The organism is Paenibacillus sp. Y412MC10 (assembly GCF_000024685.1).
Lineage (GTDB): Bacteria > Bacillota > Bacilli > Paenibacillales > Paenibacillaceae > Paenibacillus_AQ > Paenibacillus_AQ lautus_A.
Window position 1 is genome coordinate 3,272,815 of sequence record NC_013406.1, and the last position, 18,606, is coordinate 3,291,420.

General features: G+C 48.1%; 16 protein-coding genes. 15 read left to right on the forward strand and 1 reads right to left on the reverse strand.

Going from position 1 to position 18,606, the window contains the following annotated elements; genetic code table 11:
• Window positions 1-87: 87 nt before the first annotated feature.
• A complete protein-coding gene (locus tag GYMC10_RS14255) occupies window positions 88-1,110 on the reverse strand; it encodes a LacI family DNA-binding transcriptional regulator (RefSeq protein WP_009590609.1) in 1,023 nt (340 codons plus the stop codon).
• Window positions 1,111-1,461: 351 nt separating this feature from the next.
• On the opposite strand from GYMC10_RS14255, the gene GYMC10_RS14260 reads away from it, so the two are divergent.
• From GYMC10_RS14260 to GYMC10_RS14330, 15 genes are all read left to right on the forward strand, one after another.
• A complete protein-coding gene (locus GYMC10_RS14260) occupies window positions 1,462-2,826 on the forward strand; it encodes a DUF4832 domain-containing protein (RefSeq protein ID WP_015735116.1) in 1,365 nt (454 codons plus the stop codon).
• The gene (locus tag GYMC10_RS14265) at window positions 2,804-4,129 is read left to right on the forward strand and encodes an acyltransferase domain-containing protein (RefSeq protein ID WP_015735117.1); all 1,326 of its coding nucleotides are present in this window, start codon (window positions 2,804-2,806) and stop codon (window positions 4,127-4,129) included. Before GYMC10_RS14260 ends, GYMC10_RS14265 begins: the two co-directional genes overlap by 23 nt.
• Window positions 4,110-5,201: a DUF4832 domain-containing protein gene (locus tag GYMC10_RS14270; RefSeq protein WP_015735118.1), complete on the forward strand. Its 1,092-nt coding sequence runs from the start codon at window positions 4,110-4,112 to the stop codon at window positions 5,199-5,201. The genes GYMC10_RS14265 and GYMC10_RS14270 overlap by 20 nt, the downstream gene beginning before the upstream one ends.
• A gap of 33 nt (window positions 5,202-5,234) precedes the next feature.
• Entirely contained in the window at window positions 5,235-6,500 is a 1,266-nt protein-coding gene (locus GYMC10_RS14275) for a Gfo/Idh/MocA family protein (RefSeq protein ID WP_228468935.1), read from the forward strand.
• A gap of 30 nt (window positions 6,501-6,530) precedes the next feature.
• Window positions 6,531-7,457, forward strand: coding sequence for an ABC transporter permease (locus tag GYMC10_RS14280; protein ID WP_009590570.1), 927 nt, complete (start codon window positions 6,531-6,533; stop codon window positions 7,455-7,457).
• Window positions 7,457-8,353 carry a carbohydrate ABC transporter permease gene (locus GYMC10_RS14285; protein WP_015735120.1) on the forward strand — a complete coding sequence of 299 codons (897 nt, stop codon included), beginning with the start codon at window positions 7,457-7,459 and terminating at the stop codon, window positions 8,351-8,353. The genes GYMC10_RS14280 and GYMC10_RS14285 overlap by 1 nt, the downstream gene beginning before the upstream one ends.
• A gap of 69 nt (window positions 8,354-8,422) precedes the next feature.
• A complete protein-coding gene (locus GYMC10_RS14290) occupies window positions 8,423-9,880 on the forward strand; it encodes an ABC transporter substrate-binding protein (protein WP_015735121.1) in 1,458 nt (485 codons plus the stop codon).
• A 319-nt stretch (window positions 9,881-10,199) separates the two neighbouring features.
• Window positions 10,200-10,682, forward strand: coding sequence for a DUF6530 family protein (locus GYMC10_RS14295; RefSeq protein WP_015735122.1), 483 nt, complete (start codon window positions 10,200-10,202; stop codon window positions 10,680-10,682).
• Between the two features lie 78 nt (window positions 10,683-10,760).
• Complete coding sequence (locus GYMC10_RS14300) at window positions 10,761-12,980, forward strand: AAA family ATPase (RefSeq protein WP_015735123.1); 2,220 nt, start codon at window positions 10,761-10,763, stop codon at window positions 12,978-12,980.
• 257 nt (window positions 12,981-13,237) lie between these two features.
• Window positions 13,238-14,377, forward strand: a complete 1,140-nt coding sequence (locus GYMC10_RS14305) for an AI-2E family transporter (RefSeq protein ID WP_015735124.1) — start codon at window positions 13,238-13,240, stop codon at window positions 14,375-14,377.
• A gap of 255 nt (window positions 14,378-14,632) precedes the next feature.
• Entirely contained in the window at window positions 14,633-15,118 is a 486-nt protein-coding gene (locus GYMC10_RS14310) for an RrF2 family transcriptional regulator (RefSeq protein ID WP_015735125.1), read from the forward strand.
• Window positions 15,119-15,218: 100 nt separating this feature from the next.
• Entirely contained in the window at window positions 15,219-16,184 is a 966-nt protein-coding gene (locus GYMC10_RS14315; protein ID WP_144374236.1) for a DUF1835 domain-containing protein, read from the forward strand.
• 145 nt (window positions 16,185-16,329) lie between these two features.
• Window positions 16,330-16,566, forward strand: a complete 237-nt coding sequence (locus GYMC10_RS14320) for a DUF896 domain-containing protein (RefSeq protein WP_015735128.1) — start codon at window positions 16,330-16,332, stop codon at window positions 16,564-16,566.
• 155 nt (window positions 16,567-16,721) lie between these two features.
• On the forward strand, window positions 16,722-17,324 hold the full coding sequence (locus GYMC10_RS14325) for a sigma-70 family RNA polymerase sigma factor (RefSeq protein WP_015735129.1): 603 nt from the start codon (window positions 16,722-16,724) through the stop codon (window positions 17,322-17,324).
• Window positions 17,251-18,570, forward strand: coding sequence for a DUF4179 domain-containing protein (locus GYMC10_RS14330; protein WP_015735130.1), 1,320 nt, complete (start codon window positions 17,251-17,253; stop codon window positions 18,568-18,570). Before GYMC10_RS14325 ends, GYMC10_RS14330 begins: the two co-directional genes overlap by 74 nt.
• The last annotated feature ends 36 nt before the right edge of the window (window positions 18,571-18,606 follow it).

An 18,606-nucleotide genomic window follows, 5' to 3' on the forward strand; every position in this document is an offset into this window, starting at 1 on the left:
CCTCACAGAATTGTTCTTTTACTCTCAAGAAATCGAACCCTTCACCTCCTTTCCGAGCAGGCAATTAACAATTCGTGATTAAGCCGTTTAAGTTGAGCTGCGTGCCACCAAGCGGGTAGGCAAAATCACCTTTTTGGGCAGCAGCTTGTTTCCGTTGATTCGGTCGATTAAGTTATCGACAGCTACCATGCCGATTTCTTTCATCGGCACATCGATCGTAGACAGCGGCGGATTGGAATACTTGGATACCTCAATGTTGGATAGCCCAATAACCGCTACTTCGTCAGGAACGGAAATACCGTTGTTATACAGGCCGTTGAGGGCGGCCATAGCCATTAAATCGCTGCCGGCAAAGAAGGCAGTCGGGAAATTTCGGGTTGTACATAGATGATTGATTTTTTCGATGCAGACCGCCTCATCCCACATGCAATCAATAACCCAATCGGGATTGACCGACAATCCGGCAGCATGCATGGTTGCGTAGTAGCCCCGATAACGACGGCTGTCTTTGAGGTTGCTCGATAATCCGCTGCCCCCGATATATCCGATTCGGGTATGGCCTTTTTCAATGAGATGGCTGACGGCCATCGAAGCGACATTGTAATGATCGTAGCCGACATTGTCGATATCCCCGCGCTCCGTATCGATCCCTACGATGTACGGGACCTGCTTGCGAATATATTCGTAGGTCTCGTGATCGAGCGATTCCATGAGAATGAGGCCGGTAATCGGTTCGCTAAATGTATTAAATAGGATCTTGCTGTCGTTCAATTCAATTCCCGTCCGGATAAAGGACATGTTGTAACCGGCGCCAAGCAAGCGTTCTTCCACGCCGGATAAGATCGACATGAAGTAGGGATCGTTGTATTTATCCTTGGTGACGCTTAAGACGCATCCGATTTTGATATGCGATTTGCTTTCGGCTGGGTCCTGAGCAGAAACCTTGCGCTTGGGCCCTGATGCGATTTTATAGTTCAGCTGCGTAACGGCTTGCCAAACCCTTTCCCGGGTTTCGTCCGTGATTTTATACTTCGTATCATTGTTTAACACTCTGGACACGGTGGCTGTGGATACATTTGCAAGTTTAGCAACATCCCGAATCGTACTCATGTATAAACACATTCTCCTTTTAAGTTACTAATAATCGCCATTTTAGAGTTTATAGGAATGTTACATTGTAAACAATGATTTGCTTTTATTACAGACTATGTTACGTTGTTTGTTGCGTAATATCGTTACGTTACTTCATTTTACATTCCTCCTTAATCAAAATCAAGAGTGACATGTATATTCCATGCGTTGTCACTAGAAATTTCGTAGTATTTCAAAATTGATATTGCCAGATAACATGCGAATGATATAACATGAAATCACTAAACAAATTGTGTAATAAAACAGATTTAACGCAACAAACAACGTAACAAACAAAGGCTTCTGTTTAGTACATGGGGGAGTTGGGATATGAACAAGAGAGTTACGGTTTACCCAATGATATCGGATGAAATGTTGACCAATCCGGGGATTGGCTTTACCACGGCGCCGGGCTTGATGGGAGATCCGGAACGGATTGTTGATAACCGGGGGGAAGCGCAGCGCAAATACAAGTTTGCGGAAGACAGCAGGACGTACAATCATCCGGACAGCAAAGTATATTTCTGCAGCGTTCGTTGGCGTGACATCGAAACGGATAAAGGGAGTTACGACTGGAGCGTGCTGGAAGAAAAGCTGGATTACGCCAAATCATTAGGCTGTACTGCCGTGGTGCGCTGTTCGCCATATGCATTAAGCGAAGAAGACGATATTCCGTCTTGGTTCCGGGCCGAATATCCGGAGGAACCCGAGTTTCCGTTCTGGAGAGTAGACCCTCTGACCACCCCATATGCCGAGTATTGGTCTGATTTCATCAAGGCGTTTGCCGCCCGCTTTGACGGCCATCCGCTTATCAGCTCGATCGATTTGACCATAGTCGGAGCCTGGGGGGAAGGCGGCGGAACCGAATTTCTAACGACTGGCGCGATTAAGCAGATAACGGATGCTTACTTGGACGGTTTTAAAATAACGCCTCTCCAGGCACTGCTGCATGATCCGCTGTCGATCGGGATCATAAATGAACGCAAAGCCAAAGTCGGATTTCGCGTGGATTGCTTGGGGGATATGGGCGGCTTTCATGGCGATCAGTGGTCGCATATGACCGATTTCTATCCGCAAAATATTCAGAATTTTGAGATGGGCGATGCCTGGGAGAAAGCGCCGATCCTGTTCGAAGCATGCTGGCATATGAATGACTGGTATCTGCAGGGCTGGGATATCGACTATATCATACAAGAAACGCTCAAGTGGCATATTTCATCCTTTAACAACAAAGGGACGGTAGTGCCGGAACCGTGGAAAGAGAAGGTCAAGGCTTGGATTAACAAGATGGGCTACCGCTTCGAATTAAGGAAATTCGCGTACGATTCGATAGCGGACGTTGGCGGAGAGCTAAACATCGATGCGTTGTGGGCTAATGTCGGCGTCGCTCCGATTTATCATCGTTATCCGCTGGCGGTGAGGTTAACCGGCCAATGTCGATCGTTTACGCTGCATAGCAGTGAAGACATCAGGGAATGGCTCCCGGATGAGGATATTGCTTGGATAGAAAGGTTTTCGCTTCCTATCGATATGCCGGCGGGTGAGTATATGTTGGAGATTGGCATCGAAACCGGCGTGAAGGAAATCGGGAATATCCAGCTGGCAATCACGGGATATCAAGACGGCTTTTACCCGATGGGTAAGCTATTCGTCGAAAGGGGGAGGCAGGCTAATGGAAAGGCCGATGAATTATAGAGAAGTAACAGCGATCTGTGATTTTGATTATCTGCCTGATGGATTGGAAGCAAAATATGATCGCTATCTACCGGATGGCGAGCCCTATCTCATACCAAGGGGCTTCTTGAATGGAATCTTTGAGCGATATCAGACTCCCGAGGAGACTCGGCAATGGATTGAACAGGGGATTTTAGCGATAGAGGAAGACGCCGTATTGTTTCATTTCACCAAATTTTTGGTGGAGGATCTGTGCTCGGCTCGCAATCGCTGTGATGAAGCCCATTATACCAATATGACGCCCGCATGCATGAAGAAGCACGGCGAATTATATTCGTTTTTATTGCTGCTAGCCTGCGTGGTGCCTTCCATGAAGATGCTGGAGAAGCGTTCCGTACCCCTAATCTATTATGAGGACATTCCGCATCAACCGCTGAAGCTGCAAATGGAAAAATTGGCACTGCAGGGCGATGCCAAGGTTCATGATTTCCCGTGGGTGATGAATTTCTATACCTGCTCCATCTTTCTGTTGGACCGCTTCTATTTTATTCCGTACCGATTCGAGGATTCCTTCACCATGTTCCGCCATAGGGATACGCAGGAAGTTCTTGCCCTTCGCCATCCCGGAGAGGATTTCCGCAGCGATGGACAGCGGAATGGAATCAACAACGTTTATGATTCTCAAGGCCGCTTCACATCGGAATGGCAGGAGAATGCCGAATTCATCATCGCGAATCGGATCAATCCCATGGGATTCGTCGAAAGAGAAACAACGCCGATCTTAAAGAAGGACTGGGATACCGTGCTTCAAAAAGGGGATACCCTGTTGGCGCTTCACATTCCATCCGGGCCCGGGTACACGCCGGACAGGCTTAGGAATTCCATGGCGATGGCCATCGAATTCTATGATCGATATTTTCCGGAATTGCCCATTAGAGGCTTCTGGAGTTCAAGCTGGCTTTATGATACCAGGCTCTCGCTCGTTTTGGACAATGAAAAAAGCAATATCGTCCACGTTCAACGGCAGTTTTATAATTATCCCACCGATGAAGGGGACGGCATGCTGCGCTATGAAGTCTTTGGAGACCGGAATGCTGATCCGGCGTTGAATACCGGCGAATATACGACCTCGCTGCAAAGAGCGGCTGCTGAGTATATGCGGACCGGAGCCCGATTCAATACGTTAAGCATGATCGTGCTGAAGGAAGATATCGGCCGGATTGGCAGCATGACTTATATAACCGACGCAGATATAGAATTGTTCCGCGGAACCGTTGACAGCCATTTACAAAGGAGCGAAGAGGATGGGGAAATATTCGCTTGAGAGCCACGAGAAGTATAAAACCGTCAAAATCAGGCCGAAGCCCTTATCGGTCAAGGAGTACGATACAAGCCACGGTCGATTCGAATATGCGGCTTTTTCATGGAAGGAACTAGAACCTGCGCGAGGAGAGTATAAGCTCGGAGGGATCGAAAAGGCATTGAAAGCGATTACGAATCCTGTTCTTCTCCTGACGCCGGACCTGCCAGAATGGGCGAAGGATAGCCACGAAGCATGTTATGCGGCATTGATCCGAAAAGTAGGGAGTATGATCGATTCGGATAAACGCCTTGCAGCCGTTTTGATCTCGACCTTGGCAAACAGCAAGGAAGAATGGAACGCCTATATCGATTCCTTTGGATCCCAGGTACTGCTTGCAGATTTGCAGAATGAACCACTGATTCAATATTTAAAGGAGCGCGGCCGCGGCTTTGGCCTGCTGGTGAAGTGCGGCGAGGAGAATTGGATCGAATGCTGCGAAGCCTTTGCCAAACATCATTTGCAGCGGGTATGGAAGAGCTACCCGGTGTTCCTCCATGCGACCGATGAAGCTGGCGGTTCCCACATCAGACGGGAGGCCTTTCGCTGGCATGCCGGGATGTCCAACGTAAACCTGGGGCTTGGTTACAACCTTGCTTTACGTCGGCTAACCTACCCGGAAACGGTGTCCGGCAGCGGGAGCCTGCCGCTGCGATTCTGGTTCGTAAACTCGGGAAGCTCAAGAATCTATCGAAAATTTCAGCTGCGGCTGCAGCTAAAGCAGGAAGACGTGTCCCATGAATTTCCGCTGCACGCGGCAACGCATTCCTGGTTAACCGGCGACCTTGTCCATAACGAGATCGTACACTTGCAGGACATCGCAGCGGGAACCTATTCGCTTGGCATAGCGCTCTGCTTCGAAGACCGTTCTTCACTGACGCTGAATATACAGAACCGGCAACTGGATGGTTTTTATGAGATGGGTACGATACAAGTCGAAGCCTCCCGCGAGGATCCCCTCAAGAATATATGGGACACTTATTATCCGGAAGGATATTATCCCCTGGAAGATCCCCAGATGCCGGGACAAGAATAATCGATCTAGACAAATACGAGCTCGCTGGAGGTTATGGAGTTGAAACTAGCATTAATTGGTGCAGGACAAAGAGGCATGATCTATTCAAGGCACGCTTACCAAAGCGAGGAGATTGTGGCGGTGATCGAGCCGGATGCCGGCAGAAGAAAGGCAGCGGCGGATGAGTTTCAGATTCCGCTGGAGAAACAATTTGCATCCGTGGATGCGTTTTATGCAATGGGGAAAATTTGCGATGCCGTCATCATCTCTTCCATGGACAAGGACCATTACGAGCAAACGATGATGGCGCTTGATCTTGGCTATGATATTTTGCTCGAGAAGCCCATTTCACCAAGTCCGGTAGAATGCATGAGAATTCAGGAGAAAGCCAATGAAAAAGGCCGCAAGGTGATTGTATGCCATGTGCTCAGATATACGAACTTCTTTGCGGAAATTAAGAAAATCATCGATAGCAATGAACTCGGGAAAATCGTGACCATACAGCACAACGAGAACATCGGCAATTTCCATATGGCACATTCCTTCGTAAGAGGCAATTGGAGAAGAAGCGATCTGGCGAGCCCGATCATCATGCAGAAATCCTGTCATGACATGGATATTCTATCCTGGCTTGTGGACAGCGGGGCGAAACGCATCTCTTCGTATGGAAGCCTTACGTATTTCAAAGAGGAGAATGCACCGGCAGGCAGTGCGGAACGATGCCTCGACTGTAAGGCAGCCGCGAACTGCCGATTCGACGCAAGAAAAGCCTATTTGCCTATAAGGGGCCAATGGCCCGCTACCGTCATTTCGGCGGACCAGAGCGAAGAGGGACTGCTCCAAGCGCTAGCAACGAGTCCTTACGGACGCTGCGTATATCGGCTTGACAATGATGTATGCGACCATCAAGTCACCCTGATCGAGTTCAAAAACGGGGTAACGGCAACGTTTAATTTAAGCGGATTCACCAACAAAATGTACCGTACGCTCAAAATCATGTGCGAGCATGGGGAAATCCGAGGCGACGATAACTTGAACATTATCGAAGTCACCCGCTTTAACTCCAATATGGCAGAACCCGTTCAGCAAACCGTCATTCGGCCGGCAACGGTGAGCGGCGGACATAACGGCGGCGATACCGGTCTGATGAATGACTTCTTGGAGAATCTGGGGAATGCCGACTTCAGCAGCAGATCCTCCATCGACATGTCCGTTGAAAGCCATATGATGGCCTATGCCGCGGAAGAGGCGAGAATTACCGGTACCGTGATCGATCTGGATGAACTAAAGATGAAGCTGCAGCAAGGCATTACAGCTTAGTCGTGTAATCACATGCAAAGGGGTGATGGAATGAGTTCGGCTGTCAAGGGATTTCTCTATGAAATAAAAAAACACAGGATCCTGTATCTCATGTGCGTGCCCGCGCTGATCGTGCTGATCATGTTCTCCTATATCCCGTTTGCCGGGATATGGATGGCGTTTACCGACTTCAATGTGGTCGACGGCATCTTCGGCAGCAAATTTGTGGGTCTGGACAACTTCAAATACTTTTTTTCGGAAAACAGCATGGGATGGAAGGTTACATATAACACGCTGTATATCAACTTTTTCGGTCTCATCTTAGGCATTATCATTCCTGTCAGCATTGCCATTCTGATCAATGAAATCCGGCATAAAGCCTACAAAAAGATCGCGCAAAGCATGATGTTTTTTCCGTATTTCATATCTTGGGTTGTTGTCGGTGCGATTCTGTACGGAATCTTCTCCACGGATGTGGGCGTAGCGAATCATATTTTGAAGTTCTTCGGTGCGGAGCCGATCTCCTGGTACTCGGAGCCAAAGTATTGGAAGTGGATCATCATTCTGTCGAGCGTCTGGAAATGGAGCGGCTACAGCTCCATTGTCTACATGGCGGCGATGTCCAATTTTGACGGGAGCCTATACGAAGCGGCCAAGGTGGATGGCGCCAACAAATTGCAGCAAATTCTTTACTTGACCGTGCCCATGCTGAAGCCAACGATCATCGTTTTGAGCTTGCTGAGCGTCGGACGAATCTTCTACGGGGACTTTGGGATGATTTACGGTATCGTTGGCAACAACCCGGTCCTGGCTGAAGAAGTAACAGTCATCGATACCTACGTTTATCAGTCGATGCGTACGCTGGGCTTTTCTTACTCGACGGCCATCGGGCTATTCCAGTCATTGATGGGCTTGATCCTGATTACGGCTGCTAACAAATCCGCTAAGAAAATAAACGACGGAGAGGGTCTATTTTGATGATGGAAAAGAATAGATTGCTTGGCGATAAATTGGTAATTGCCTTTGCCTATGCATTCATTGGCTTATTCGCACTCGTTTGTCTGTATCCTCTTGTATTAACGTTAAGCGTGTCCTTTTCTTCGGAACAGGCCGTTGCAAGAAACGGATATTCGATCATCCCTCTGAGCCCGAGCTTGGATACATATAAATATATCTTTGTTAATAGTGGGATGAAACTGCTTAAATCCTACGGCGTTACCCTGTTTGTAACCACTGTGGGGACGTTTGGGGCTCTGTTGATTACCAGCATGATTGCATTTTCCCTATCTATCAAAAAGCTGAAATACCGCAACGTGCTCGCTTTCATTAGCAACTTTACGATCATCTTCTCGGCCGGCTTGATACCGTGGTACATGGTCAGCGTCAATTATTACGGGTTGAAGAACAGCATTCTGGCTTTGATCCTGCCGTCCATATTCAGCGTATGGAACATGTTTCTGATGCGAACGTACTTTGCAAGCATTTCTCCATCTTTATATGAAGCGGCCGAGATGGACGGCGCCAATTATTTTACGATCTATGTCAAAATAGCCCTTCCGTTAAGCAAAACCGCACTGCTGACGGTTGGTCTAATGTATGCGCTTCAATATTGGAATGATTGGTGGCACGCGCTGATCTTCATTAACGAACGCGATTTGTTTCCGCTGCAGTATTTCCTCTACAACATTCTGTCGAACGTCAATGCGATAAGTTCCGGACGAATTCCGTCAGGGGCATCGGGCAACATCACATTGCCTGCCGAAACCGTGAAGATGGCCATTACGGTCATTACGATCGGTCCGATCATTTTCCTGTATCCGTACATTCAAAAATACTTCGTGCACGGGATTATGGCCGGAGCGGTAAAAGAATAGACACCTGCGTGGTTATTGGCCGATTCAGGCTTTTAACATAGATTAACCATTTCATAGGGAGGGTCTTTCATGAAAGCAAAAAAAATGCTGATCTTGTTGGTTTTATTGATCGCATCCGTTTCGGTAATGGCAGGATGCAGCGGCAAAAAAGAGGGGGCAGCCGCGCTCGAAACCGTCACGATTTTGTATCCGGGGGAACGAAGCGATCGCATGAACGAATTTTTAAACAATGAATTCGCAGAGAAAATGGCTGCCGATCTCGGTCTAAAGGTCGAAGTCATATATGTGCCGTGGGCCCAGTATTGGGAACAGAAAGATATCATGCTGGCCGCAAACGAACCGATCGATTTGTATTGGGATGGTCTTCCTGATCTTTCCACGATCGTCAACAAGAAACAAGCCATGGTTCTGGATGATTTAATCCAGGAATATGGTCAGGATATGTTGAAAGTTTTGCCGATGGAACAGCTTCAAGGCGCAACCATCGATGGGAAAATTCACGGCATTCCGTCGGCCTATGCACCGTCCTCGGCCATGTACCAGCTGGTCGCCGTCCGCCAGGATATTCTGGAAGCCGTGGGGATGACCGACGTGAAGACACCCGACGATTTAAAAGAATTCGCGACCAAGGCGAAAGAGAATTTTCCTGAAATGAAAGGACCCGCCGACATTATCTTCAAACCGTTGACTCGATACTTTACCGATGAACAATATAACTGGATCGCCGTCGAAGATTTGGTTGTATTCGGGGAAGACAGCAAGAAAGCATACAGCTATTATGAAACGGAAGCATTCCAGGAAGTGGCGAAATTTAACCGGGGAATGTATGAAGCAGGTTTATACACAGAGGATTTGACCATCAAATACAACGAGAGAGACTCCCGCATGCAGACCGGCCTATATTTATGGGTGGAAGGATCTCTGGGCAAGGAAATGGAAATCGTCGATGCCATCAAAGCCAATGCCCCGGATGCTGAAGTTAAGACCTATCTGCTAGCCGAGGATAAGCCGCGTTATGTGACCGCCACAGGCGGGGAAGTTCTGGGCATTCCAGTCAATGCTCCGAATCCGGAAGGAGCCATGAAGTTTGTGAACTGGATTTATAAATCCAAGGATAATTACCAGTTTGCTCTCTATGGCGTCGAAGGCAAGGACTACGAGATCGTGGACGGAAGAATCAATAAGCTCACCCCGAGTGAATTCTTTTATGAATGGATGTTTAGAAACCAGAATTACCAATTGTTCGGGCCGAACGTGGCCCAGGAATCCATCGATCAATATAAGAGCTGGGATGATCAGGCTGTTCGATCCGAATCCTTGGGATTCCGATTCAATAACGAAAAGGTTAAGTTGATCGAGACATCCTTGAAAGAAGTCGCAGGCAAAGATCTAGCTGCGATCCGTTCCGGATTTGTCGATTTTGAGACAGAGTATCCCAAAGCGATCCAGAAACTGAAGGCGGCTGGGATTGACGAGTATGTCGCCGAGATACAGCGTCAGCTGGATGAATTCTTGGCAGGTAAATAAAGGGGTCATCTCCTTGTTCCAGCAACGAAGCAGCTGAAATTGATAGCTGTGGGTGAAACGAACATCATAAATTCCGAAGAAGTATCTCCTGAACATGGGGATGCTTCTTTTCTTTTTTGTTCAATTCATAAATTCACGCTTTGCTGGGCGTTACCAGTCAGGTATTTACAACAATTGAATATATGTCTATTATATAGATAGATAATAAATAAAATTGTTTATTATAATAATGAAATTGATTAGACCAATATGTTCTTATGGCAAACGATGCACGTGAATTATTTGTGGAAGATCCATTTCTGAGAAAAGAGGATAAATGATGAACATACACGCTTCTATGAATCATAAGCCTGTCATTGTGTCGGATAATTACGGGGAGGTCGATGGGCGGTTTGCCGGCGCCACCGATGTCAGGGCGTTATCCCTCGGACTGTCTCAAGGTAACGAGGAAGGCCAGGCAAATGTTGCCGCCAGAGTATGGAGAGATGCGGACGAGCAAGCAACCGAACAATCGTTAGAGCTTCCGATTCATCGCATTCTGGATTTGTCTATTCTCGTTTGCAGCGCACTGGCGCATTTTAGCGAAGCCTATCGATACGAGCAGTTCTATGATCCGCAGAATCCCGTGATCGACCGGATCGGGCTGCAGGGAAGCGCCATGACGGTAGCCGTATGCACGGACAATGAACAGATCCATGAGGATATCAGGCTGTTTAACGAGGCTTTGAGCGATAACGGCGAGATGATTGGTGAAAGACTGCGGACATTAACCAGAGCATTGAAAGAATTGGGGTACGAATAATGAGGAGGCATCCCAGATAGCGGGGGAATGGAGCGAGAGTGTCCTTCCGCGCTGGGAAAAGCTTGGAGGCGATAGGTTATGCTAGAACAGAATGACAATGAATATTACGTGCTGTCTCCCGGGAGAGCATTGACCGAAGAAGAAAAGAGCCTTGTGTGGACAAAACCGTTAACGCATAAAGTAAGTGAGGAAGAACGGCGAATCTCGAATGATATTAAGCGGAATTGGGATCGGGGCGAGATGAAAATCGCCAATGTTTTGTTAGAGGGGGATGCCGGATCCGGAAAGACGCAGCTCGCCAAAGCTTTATCCGCGAACTTCAGGCTCCCCTACACCAAAGTCACATGTTTTGCCGATATGGATAAATCGGATATTATCGGAGCCATTTTACCGGTCATTACTTCCGATCAAATAGAGCACTTGGAACCTGACGATCGGGCTGCCTTGAAAGCCCTATACGATAGTGACGGCTTTCGAAGTTCGACGGAGATTCTAATGGAGGCTTTGGGAATTTCGCGGGAGCATGCTTCAGCGAAAATGAAGCATGTATTGAAGCTGGCCGCGAATGCCGCAGAGAATAAGGCGGTAGAATATCGATTTTACGCTTCCGAGATCGTCAGAGCCTTTCAGAACGGCTATCTGCTGGAAATACAGGAACCGAACGTGATACGTGATGCTGCCGTATTAATGGCGCTGAATTCCGCGCTGGAGCCCGGCGGCACGCTGAATCTGCCGATGGGTATCGTGCACAGGCATCCGGATTTCATTGCGGTGATCACGGCCAACCGCAGTTATGCGGGATCCAGGCCGCTAAATGAAGCATTGCGAGACAGGATACAGCATTCGGAGAAAATGGATCTGCCAGCCAAGGATATGATGATGGAGCGCGCAAAGGCCAAAATCGGCTGCGAGGACGATGAAATGCTGGACATCCTCGCAAGGGTCATCATTCTGTTAGACAAAACAGCCCGGGCCAATGCCATTAAGGGGGTTGCCGGCATGCGTTCCTATTTCTATTGGGCGGATGCCGTGGCTCAGGGAACTTCTGCAAGAGAATCCCTTTATCACAAAGTGATCTACAAGATTACGACCGATCCGGAAGAAATCAAACTGCTGGAAGATGCGCTGGAAGGCCAAGGCCTGTTGGGGCTGCTGGACGAAATTCCGGTTGAACCCCCAAGCAAACGAAGAGGGGATGCCGTGGAGATCTCAACCTGGGAAATCGATATGGATGTTGACTCCAATCCGGATCAGCAAGTCGGGGAAGAAGGGATCCGCTTAAAAAAATCCGCTGAGAGCGAAGGCAGCACATCCGTTTCATCGGATGAATCAGCGGAGATGGAGAGCACGGATTCGGGCGAGGAGGGCACGCCGAATTATCACCAGGCTAATCCTGAGCCCATGTCGGAAGAGGAGAAGCAGAAGGAACGGGATTTCCGCAAAAAGCTGAATCGGGTTTCCAGAGAAATCGTGTCCGATTCCCTTCATCGGTCGGTAAAGCTGATCGTTCATCGCCCTGATTATGATCCGAACCTACAGGAGGAATATGGGCGGTTAAGTCAGGGGCTTATGCCCGTTGTACGGGAAATCGCCAGAAAAACGCTGCCGCTCTTGGAGCACGAAATCACCGCGGAGTATGCCAAAAATCAATACTATGGATCAAAATTTCAGGCAGACAGCGTAGCCTACCGGGACTTCAGGTTATTTTCCAAGAAACGTCCTCCGACGGAATCCCCTGGTCTTGTGGTCGGACTGAGGGTCGATGAATCCGCATCGATGGCTGCGTTCGGTAGATTGGAGGCAGCCAAGCGAGCGGTCATTGCGGTCTATGAATTTTGTCAGATTTGCCATATTCCTGTTCTGATCTACGGCGATACGGCCGATGTGTCCCGCTTGGAGCAGATGTCGATCTTCGCTTATGCCGACTATGATCATCCGGATGTTCGCGATCGCTTCAGGTTGATGGGAATCCGCGCGAGAAGCAACAATCGGGATGGTATGGCGTTAAGGATCATGGCGGAACGGCTGGCAGCTTCACCGAAGCAGACCAAGCTGTTGATCAGCATCAGCGACGGGCAGCCTAAGGCGATGGAAGACTATACCGGAAGTCTTGCCATTCAAGACATGAAGCAGACCTTATCCGAATATGATAGAAAAGGAGTCAAATTTCTGGCCGCGGCCATCGGACAAGACAAAGATGTCATTAGCCGGATTTATGGAGCTGAGAGGTTCCTGGACATTACCAACCTGAATGAGCTGCCAGCAAAATTAGTGCGCATCATTTCCCGATATTTATAAGATCGAGGTTTGTAATTACAGCCTAAGCCTGTGTGTCTTCATGACACGCAGGCTTATTCCATTATAAATATGACCGCCCATAAATGCGCGAGCCTCACGCTGGCCCTGGGTTGACTGGACATGTGCCCTGAAGAAACATTATAGTTAAAAGAATGGAGTCAGCGAAGCTATGCTCGATGATCTCGACGCCATGAGTAGCTTGCATCGATGCAAGTTTTGTGTCTGGAATCGATAAACCTAAATAAGGGAGGACATATATGGAGCAACCTCGCATTTGGCCGGATCGGTTCAAGCGCTTTTTTCTTAACAATAAGTTTGTGCTGCTTTTGCTTGTTCTGTTGCTGGTCGGTTTAAACATCATGGTATTAAGCAAAATCTCGTTTGTGCTGCATCCGATCGCGGTTTTGATCAAGACGATCGTACTGCCGATCATTTTATCCGGAATCCTGTATTATTTGCTGAATCCCTTGGTGGATATGTTGGAAAGAAGGAAAATCAAACGCGGATGGTCCATCCTGATATTATATCTGTTGATTGCCGGAATTTTAACGGTTGTGGTGCTGGCGGTCATTCCGGTGCTCCGCACCCAGATTATGAGTCTCATTGACAATTTCCCGACATACAGCGAGAAGGTCAGGCAGCAGTTCGAAGAGCTTACCGGCAGCCAGTTGTATAGTCAGCTGCAGGAGGCCGTGAACATCAACTCCCAGGAGTGGTGGGGCACGATAACGCAGAAAGCAACCGAAATCCTGAACTCGACATGGAGCAAGGTAGGCGGTTTTCTTGGCGCGTTTACGGAAATCGTGTTGTCGATCATTACGGTTCCTTTTGTCCTGTTCTATATGCTGAAAGACGGCAAAAAGCTTCCTCGGAAAATCTTGTCGTACCTGCCGACCCAGAGTCGTTCGGGGATCCTGCATGTGCTTCAGGATATCAATCACCAGATCAGTTCGTTCATCCGCGGTCAGATTATTGTCAGTGTCTGCATCGGTATTCTGCTGTACATCGGGTACATGATCATCGGCCTGGATTACGCGCTTATTCTTGCCATTATCGCCTCGTTCACCAGCGTAGTCCCCTATTTGGGGCCTGCCATTGCGATCACGCCCGCGTTGATTGTGGCTCTGGTCACTTCTCCGGTAATGCTGCTGAAGATGGTAGCGGTATGGACGATCGTGCAGCTGATCGAGGGCAAATTCATCTCTCCGCAAATTATGGGCAAAACGCTCAAGATTCATCCCATTACGATTATCTTTGTCATACTGACAGCCGGTAATCTGTTCGGCGTTGTCGGCATTCTGTTGGCGGTTCCCGGCTACGCTGTTCTCAAGGTTTGCGTAACCCATATATTCGAATGGTTCAAGAACACATCGGGGTTATACGATCCTCGAAAATAATGGCCGCAGGTCCAAATAACAAGACGTGCCTATTGATGAATAGGAGGCGTAACCTTGATAAACATTAACCGAGATTTATAGAAGCGTATGAAGCTGCGCTTGCGAAGCCGCCGTTTTGGCGGCTTTTTCATGTTCGATTCTGGTCACCATGATTTATTCTGACCCTCGCGGATTCATTGCAAATAAGAAACTGAAACAATATAATGGATATCATGGGTCTATGGTAAATAAAATAAAGCAAAGGAGGAAACCGCCATACAGTTTTCCAAAAGCGTTGATTATGCTCTGCACGCCTTAATTCATCTGGCTCAATCGGAGCGTGACCACAACATCGGAATCAAGGAGCTGTCTGCGACACTAGGCGTTTCGGAAAGCTATTTGTCCAAAATCATGTCCAAGCTGAGACAGGACGGAATCGTGCGTGCCGTGCCGGGGGTAAACGGAGGTTATGAGCTGGCAAAGCCTGCCCGGCAGATTACATTTTTAGAAGTGATCCAGGTGATTGAAGGAAGGCAGCAGCTGTTTGAATGCTCCAATCTCAAATCGCAGCAGCATCGATTGTTGACTGAAGAGAAACCTAGCGACAGGAACGAAGACAAGCCAGGTGCTTGCGTATGTCTGGTCAAACAGGTGATGGACGGTGCGGAACGGCAGTTGAATCAATACTTGGAGGAGCAAACGATCCAATCGGTATTGGATGCTGCTTCCAAACGCGGCAGCTGCTCGACTAACAAGGAGTGACGAAACAGTTGAACTTCGCTTCGGAGGGATCCTTATCGATAAGCTATACGAGAAATTGCAAGGGTTTGGGGAAAGAGAGAATGGGCTTTTACTCCGTCGGTTGCTGAACATAGCGATCCAGGATGCCACGAACGGCGGGCATGAAGAGAAAAGGGCTGCTGAGCGATTGTACAAGCTGATCGAACACCATGCAGAGATCGTTCAACATGAGCGGCTGCAGGAGGAGAATCTCCAAACGCATGTTCATATCATTTTCAGCCTCTCGAATGCCGGTTCATTAAAAGTAGCGCTCAGTCAAGTGGGGAATCGGGAGAAATCCCGCGTATTGGCATTTAATGAATGCTTTTCCACTGGCCCTATCAGGGATTTAAGCACAGCGGAAGGGCAGCAGCGCAGGCTAATCTGGTTGATGGAACATGACAGAGATTACTACTTTTCTTACACGAGCAATCTGGAACACCAAATCGAGCGCATGATAGAAACGCTAAAAACCATACCGGAGAGCAAGACCGTGGTTATATGGTGCGCGGATAACGCCCATGATCAAACCGGGCTTCGCTTTGCATCGTACTTGCTGAGGGAGCGGAAACGCCCCGTTCATGTGGTGAATGTCACGCAAATTCTCAAAGATTCGGGACACGATGATGCTCCGTTTTCGCAGGCACTCATCGAGCGAGGGACCTACATCGAAATCGTCAAAAGTTACGGTGATGGGATTCCGCTGGACTCGGATCTAAGGAGACGGTACGAATCCGAATGGCTGGAGCTGGCAGGACAAGATCATGTCCTTCGATTCTGGGAAGAGGACAGGGTCATCGGTTGCGAAGAGGATCGAATGGATGCGCTTATCTTACAAACGGTCGCTGAACTGCAAGAGCAGCACCATTCTGGTGATCTGGTTAAAGCAGGGGACGTCGTATTCAGCATATTGGAAATGTCACGTCAATTCGTAAGTTATTCTTATATCGTGTACAGAATCTGGTTTTTAGTCAGTGAGGGTGTCCTCATGTTCAAGGGGTTACCGGGCTTTCCCCATCAATTTTCGATAGGTTTGCCTAAAGCTTAAGGAGCCGCCAAATGGGCGGCTTTTTTGATTTGACTGGAAAATCCATTCGCATCTTGGCATGGTTTCCTTGGATTAGTTGCAACCGCAGGTTATTTACAGTAAACTGTCTGTTACAACTTGTTATACGGAAGGATGAAAGATAACCATGACCATACCTTCATTGCATAGAATTAATGAACTGAGCCGCAAGCAGAAGAGCGAAGGTCTGAGCCAAGAAGAATACACTGAGCAGCAGCAGCTTCGTCAGGAATATTTACAAGCCATCCGAGGGCAGGTTCTCTCGACCATGTCTACGCTGAAAGTTGTGGACCCGAATGGTGAAGACGTTACCCCGGAGAAACTGAAAATAACGCAAAAACAGAATACGTCTAAGCTCCATTAAGCTTCGACCTTGGTTAGTTTCTGTTTGGATTCATTGGTCTCCGCACCCGCACAGGGATAGGCAAACGTTTACCCTGTGTATGGTGTGGAGTTTTTTTGTGCGGAATGAACTTTTATCATTGCTTCTAGCTCTTATACGAGAGAGAGGGGGAGAATATGCGAGTAAGCCGTCTTGTGAAACAAGCCAAACGAGGAAATAAGGAAGCTCTATTACAGCTGATCTTAGCCGATCAGGACGCTTATTATCGTCTAGCCTACAGCTACATGGGAAATGAGCATGACGCGATGGATGCCATGGAAGACATGATCGTTACGCTGTATGAAAAGCTGGATCAGTTGCAAAAGAACGAAGCCTTTTATAGCTGGAGCAAAACGATTCTAGTGAACCGCTGCAAAACACTACTCCGAAAAAAGGAACGATTTCTTCCGCTGGGAGACGATCAGGAAACTGCTTTTAATACTTTAACCGACGATAATCCCTATCGCTATGCGGAGTCAGAGATGGATATGCAGGTGCTGCTATCTCATCTGAATCCAAGGCAGCGAGAAGCGATTGAGCTCCGCTACGTGCATGATTTGCCGTATCAGACCATAGCGGATATGACCGGTGCACCGATCGGTACGATCAAATCAAGAATTTCGCAAGGCATACTGAAACTGAAAGTCATGAACGGAGGTGATCGCCATGAGAACGATCGAGGAGAAGCTGCAGGAGCATCAACAGACCCTGAATTCCGTACAGGCCCCGCCAGAACTTGAAGGGCGACTGCGGCATGCGCTTGAGCTAGTTCCCGCCAAGAAAAAGGACCGGAATCGAGCTTTTACATGGGCCGCATCCATAGCCGCGGCACTGCTCCTGATTGTTGGTACCTATCAATATCCTGCGTTTGCTTACTATGGCGTAAAGCTGCTGGATAAAATCGAGCTGAACTCACTTAGCTTTGCTGAAGTTACGGAGCAAGGGTATGGACAAACGGTCGGCAAAAGCAAAACGCTGGATGACGGTACGGTCATAACCATTAATGGAGTCATCGCGGACGATAACGCATTTCTTATGTATTACAGTATCGATCGACCCGCCGGCAGCGTGCTTTCCGACAATGGTTCTTTTCGTTACAACGTTGGTGGAATACAAGGCTTCATGACGGATTCCCGTCCGAAAGAAGGAAGCGGCAATTATAGCAAAGACGAGACTCGGTACGAGGGCGTGTATAAATTCGAGCCGGTCAGCCCATTTTCCAGAACATTAACCGTTACCTTCAGTGAGTGGCTGGATAACGGGGAGAGGGCAGGTTATCCGGTCTCCTTCAAGTTTGAAGCGAACAAAGCGATGAAGAGTATGATTAAGGAGGATATTTCAAAATCCGTTTCGGTTGATCAGGGGACTGTCCACTATGACTCGATTACGGCTTCACCAACTTCTACCATCGTGAAGGGTCATTACGAATTTGAGGACGAGGGATTTCCCAGATTTCCTGGCAAAACCAAGCTTTATGTCAATGGCACGGAAGTGAAATTTTGGGGAATGCGGTCGGATCGATACGCCGAAAAGGGCATCCCAGGATTTGAACTGGAATACGACGTCCTTCCTACGGATCAAATAGAGACGATTGAAATCGTTCTTAAAACCTTCGATGGATATCAGAAAGTAGCAGAACCCATCTCCCTTGCTTCACCGTCTGATCAATCGATTCAGGTTGGCAATGAAAAGTTATGGATACGAAGCGTCACGAAAACCGATGCCGGTTATGACATCGTGATAGCCAGAAAACAATTTACCATCCTGGAGAAGGATCAATTATCCGTACAAACGGGCGGGAAGAAGGTTCCTGTATCGTCCATATCCAGATCACGTCCTTGGGATTTGAAGAACGGCAATATCCTATGGGAGCAGACGTATTCATTTGATACAACGAATAGGCCGGAATTCCTGCTGCTGGATGGATACCGTTACATTAAAACCTATGATCAAACGGTATCTATCCCAATAAAAACCCAAAAATGATGAGCGAGCTATGGTAAAAGAAATATGAACGCCACG